General features: G+C 33.7%; 5 protein-coding genes. All 5 read left to right on the forward strand.

What is annotated here, in order from left to right:
• Positions 1 to 180: 180 nt before the first annotated feature.
• Entirely contained in the window at positions 181 to 1,137 is a 957-nt protein-coding gene (locus K5G00_RS28830) for a Fic family protein (RefSeq protein ID WP_238769969.1), read from the forward strand.
• 177 nt (positions 1,138 to 1,314) lie between these two features.
• Positions 1,315 to 1,947, forward strand: coding sequence for a hypothetical protein (locus K5G00_RS28835; protein WP_238769971.1), 633 nt, complete (start codon positions 1,315 to 1,317; stop codon positions 1,945 to 1,947).
• The gene (locus tag K5G00_RS28840) at positions 1,944 to 2,435 is read left to right on the forward strand and encodes a hypothetical protein (RefSeq protein ID WP_238769973.1); all 492 of its coding nucleotides are present in this window, start codon (positions 1,944 to 1,946) and stop codon (positions 2,433 to 2,435) included. Before K5G00_RS28835 ends, K5G00_RS28840 begins: the two co-directional genes overlap by 4 nt.
• Positions 2,436 to 2,799: 364 nt before the next feature.
• Positions 2,800 to 3,189, forward strand: a complete 390-nt coding sequence (locus tag K5G00_RS28845; protein ID WP_238769975.1) for a hypothetical protein — start codon at positions 2,800 to 2,802, stop codon at positions 3,187 to 3,189.
• A gap of 200 nt (positions 3,190 to 3,389) precedes the next feature.
• Complete coding sequence (locus K5G00_RS28850) at positions 3,390 to 3,890, forward strand: GNAT family N-acetyltransferase (RefSeq protein ID WP_238769977.1); 501 nt, start codon at positions 3,390 to 3,392, stop codon at positions 3,888 to 3,890.
• The last annotated feature ends 205 nt before the right edge of the window (positions 3,891 to 4,095 follow it).

A 4,095-nucleotide genomic window follows, 5' to 3' on the forward strand; every position in this document is an offset into this window, starting at 1 on the left:
TGGTACGCCAACTGCGGATTCTCGCATCGCAGTTCCGTGTCCTTCGGACAGGAACGCTCTCCGAAATCCGCCCCGACAACATGTACCAACCGTTAGGTTTAATTTTGGAAAAAGAATTGCAGCATAAACAATTATGACTATTTTTGATAATATCAAATGATAGTATCAAAGAAATAAACTATGAAACCACCATACGAAATAACAAATAAGATTTTAAACTTAATTGCTTCTATTTCAGAAAAAATTGGAGAAGTTAATGCTGCTCATTTAAATAAACCTCCAACAGAATTAAGAAAAAGAAATCGGATAAAAACGATTCAATCCTCACTCGAAATTGAAGGTAATACTTTGACAGTTGAGCAAATTACAGACTTACTAGAAAACAAAAGAATTCTTGCTCCTAAGAAAGATATTTTAGAAGTAAAAAATGCAATCAGCGTTTACAATCAGCTTAATAAATTTAAAGTGTACGAATTAAAATCGTTGTGTAAAGCACATGGGATTTTAATGAAAAACTTGATTGAGAATCCGGGAAAACTTCGAACCGGTTCAGTTGGAATTGTTAAAGGGAGTGATATCGCCCATATTGCACCTCCCGGAGAAATGGTTCATTCGTTAATGTCTGATTTGTTTAATTACCTAAAGAACGATGATGATTTAGTTCTAATTAAAAGTTGCGTGTTCCATTACGAATTTGAATTTATACATCCGTTTATTGATGGAAATGGCAGGATAGGACGACTTTGGCAAACCATGATTTTAAAAGAACACTCCCCTGTTTTTGAATTTCTTCCAATTGAAAGTTTGGTAAAACAAAAGCAACAGGAATACTACAATGTTTTAGGGAAATCGGACAAACAAGGAAATTCAACTTCTTTTATTGAGTTCATGCTCGAAATAATAAAAGATGCATTGGAAGATTTATTAAAAGTTCAAAATATCAGCCTGACCAACAATGACAGAATCCTGAATTTTAAAGAAATCATCGGAACAAGAATGTTTTCAAGACAAGACTACTTAAGGGCATTCAAGAATATATCTCAAGCAACTGCAAGTAGAGATTTAAAAGTTGCTGTTGACGATGGGATTATAGAAAAATATGGAGACAAAAGAACGACAAAATATAAATACAAATAAAAACTAAACCTAACACGTGGTATAAGGCATGGCTGGGTTTGTGCGGATTCGACACAGTCGAATCTCGTCTCAACCTCAGTTACGGTCGGACACTCAGACTCTAGTCTGACCGCCACGACCTCATACCACCACCGTTGGGCGTCATATTAAACGGACATAAAAAACTATAGATTTTAAATGAAATATGGAATTTTTATAATAGAATCACTAAAAAATGATGATGATAAAGACGGTAAAATTCTTCATGAAATTTTAGATGTCTGCCAAATCAAAAACAAATATCTTGAGATAGTTACAAAGCAAGAACTAATTACTGCTCTGAGTGATTTTAAGAAAAGTAATTATAGATATCTTCATCTATCATTTCATGCAAATGAATATGGATTTGAATTAACAGATTCCACTTTTATTACAAATTCAGACTTCTCTGAAATAATATCATTAGACTTCAAAAAAAGAAGAATATTTATGTCTTCTTGCAAATCAGGGAATATAAATTTTGCCGGAGAACTGATTACTAAAAACAAAATTTATTCAATAATCGGAAGTCCTGAACCTATCAGATTTGATAAATCTCTTTTATTCTATCCAACATTTTATCATTTAATGAATGAATATGATGAGAAAAAAATGTTGAAAAGAGATTTGAAGAAATCAATTAGAGCTGGTTCCAATTTATTTAAAATTCCAATTCATTATTATGCCTTTTTGAGAAAAAACAAAATATGGAATGAAGAAGAAGTAAGAGAATACAAATTTATACCTAACAATAAATTAGAAAATAATAGAATAAGAGTTAAAACATCATGAGAGAAAAAATATGGTATGAAATGATGCAAATTAAATTTGGTGAAAAGTATTTAGCCTTTTACCTCTCTCTCCAATACCGATTTAAAAAAATATTTAAAATACTTACTCTCGTGTTTTCAGGAAGCGGAATACTCGGTTGGAAACTTTGGCAACCTATTGCATGGATTGCTTTAGTATTAATTGCTAGTATTCAAATCCTAAGTTTAATTGAGAACCAAATAATTAGAAGTGACAAAGAAATTGGAGATATCGCTAAACTTAGAGAACTGTATTTAAAATACTTTAATAAGCTTGAAAAATTATGGGTAGATTTAGACACTTCAAAAATTACAGAGGATGAAGCATCTCAACTTTTTTTCAGGTTTCGTTCAAAAGACTTCCAGATAATAGAAAAACTTGACAACACACTAGGAATCAAAAAGTGGAAAAAAATAGAAAAAAAGGCAGACTTAGAAGCTAGACAATATTTTAATACTTATCATTCTTAAACTTTAAAGTTATGGCAAAGAAAACTTCATCACCTCCAAAATCAGTTCCCAAAAGTAATAGTAGACCGACAGGTAAAGTAAAGGGCAGTGTTCCTACAATGAGAAATCCTCCTCCTCCACCGAAAAAGAAATAAAATACGAACGCCCAACACGTGGTATAAGGCATGGCTGGGTTTGTGCGGATTCGACATAGTCGAATCTCGTCCCAACCTCAGTTTCGGTCGGACACTCAGACTCTCGTCTGACCGCCACGACCTCATACCACCACCGTTAGGTACAATATTGAAAAACCAAGAAACTGACAATGCCATACAAGGTTAAGAAATCGATACAGCAATATTCTCTCGTTGACTTATTAGAAATAATGAGAAACGAAAGACACCAGGAAAATCAATTGGCAAAAAATGAGTTTCAAAAAAGGAAACCATCGGATAAGGAATTGGAAATAGCAAAAAAGGGACTTGAAATCAGAATGAAATCAAGAAATAAACCATTATCTCTTGGAGACAAGATATATTGTTTTCTGATTCCTTTTACAGCTACCAAAGACCCTTTTGTTAATGACTCGAAAGAAATTAGCGATGAGTATGAAAGGCAATTGGACGAATTTGAAATGTATGGAGAAACTCGTAGAGTTGAAGAGTTAAAGAAATGGCAAACGTATGCCCGAATAACACATTTCAGTCTGTTTGGACTTTTAATTCTAATCGGAGTGATATTTTTCATTATCAGTGTAATCAGACAAGTTGAATAAAGCAAAATGGTTGAAAAACAAAGAATAAAATACAGTACCTAACAAATTGCAAATTGCATTGCGGGTGCAGTGGTGTGCGTTGCCTCTGCTCCTTTCTTGACCGTCTTCGTCCTGCGGACGCTGACGCTCTTCGAAATCCGCAACGACAACTTGCAAGTGACCGTTGGCAACAATGTTAAAAAAGACACCGCAATTCCAAAATGACTGATTTACAGAAAATACAAATTGAAAAAGCTAATCTTTCTGATTCCAAAATTTTGACAGAGATTGCATTCGCTGCAAAAAGACATTGGGATTATCCTGACAATTACTTTGAAATCTGGAAAGAAGAATTGACAATAACCGAGAGATATGTGAACGAAAATATTGTTTATCACGCCTCACTTGACAATTCAATTTTAGGATTTTATTCAATCGTTGAGAATAAATCCAACTTCTTTGCCGGAGAGATTTTTGTGCAGAAAGGGTTCTGGTTAGAGCATATTTTCATCAGACCTGATTTTCATAAATTTGGAATTGGAAGACAATTAATAAAACACGCAAAAATGATTTCAAAAGATATGAAAATCGATAATTTATTAATTTTTGTCGACCCGTTCGCCGCTGGATTTTACGATAAAATTGGAGCAAAATTCTTATATAACTCAAAATCATCAATTCCAGACAGATTGATTCCTGTTTATGACTTAAAAGTACAATGAGAATTTTGTTTGTCTGAGAGTTTAAAAACCATGTCGAGTTGATTTTAAACAAAATAATGACGAAAATAAAACACAGTTGCCAACAAATTGTAAATTGCATTGCGGGGTTCGTGGTGTGTCGTTCGCTGGATTCTCGCAACATCGTTCCGTCCTGCCGGACAGGAACGAGCTCCGAAATCCGCAACGACAACTTACAAGTGACCGT

The organism is Maribellus maritimus (assembly GCF_022267315.1).
GTDB lineage: Bacteria > Bacteroidota > Bacteroidia > Bacteroidales > Prolixibacteraceae > Draconibacterium > Draconibacterium maritimum.

Bases quoted from the DNA above. Each gene is read 5' to 3' on its own strand.
- K5G00_RS28835 (WP_238769971.1), top strand. From the start codon at position 1,315: ATGAAATATGGAATTTTTATAATAGAATCACTAAAAAATGATGATGAT.
- K5G00_RS28845 (WP_238769975.1), top strand. From the start codon at position 2,800: ATGAGAAACGAAAGACACCAGGAAAATCAATTGGCAAAAAATGAGTTT.
- K5G00_RS28830 (WP_238769969.1), top strand. From the start codon at position 181: ATGAAACCACCATACGAAATAACAAATAAGATTTTAAACTTAATTGCT.
- K5G00_RS28840 (WP_238769973.1), top strand. From the start codon at position 1,944: ATGAGAGAAAAAATATGGTATGAAATGATGCAAATTAAATTTGGTGAA.
- K5G00_RS28850 (WP_238769977.1), top strand. From the start codon at position 3,390: ATGACTGATTTACAGAAAATACAAATTGAAAAAGCTAATCTTTCTGAT.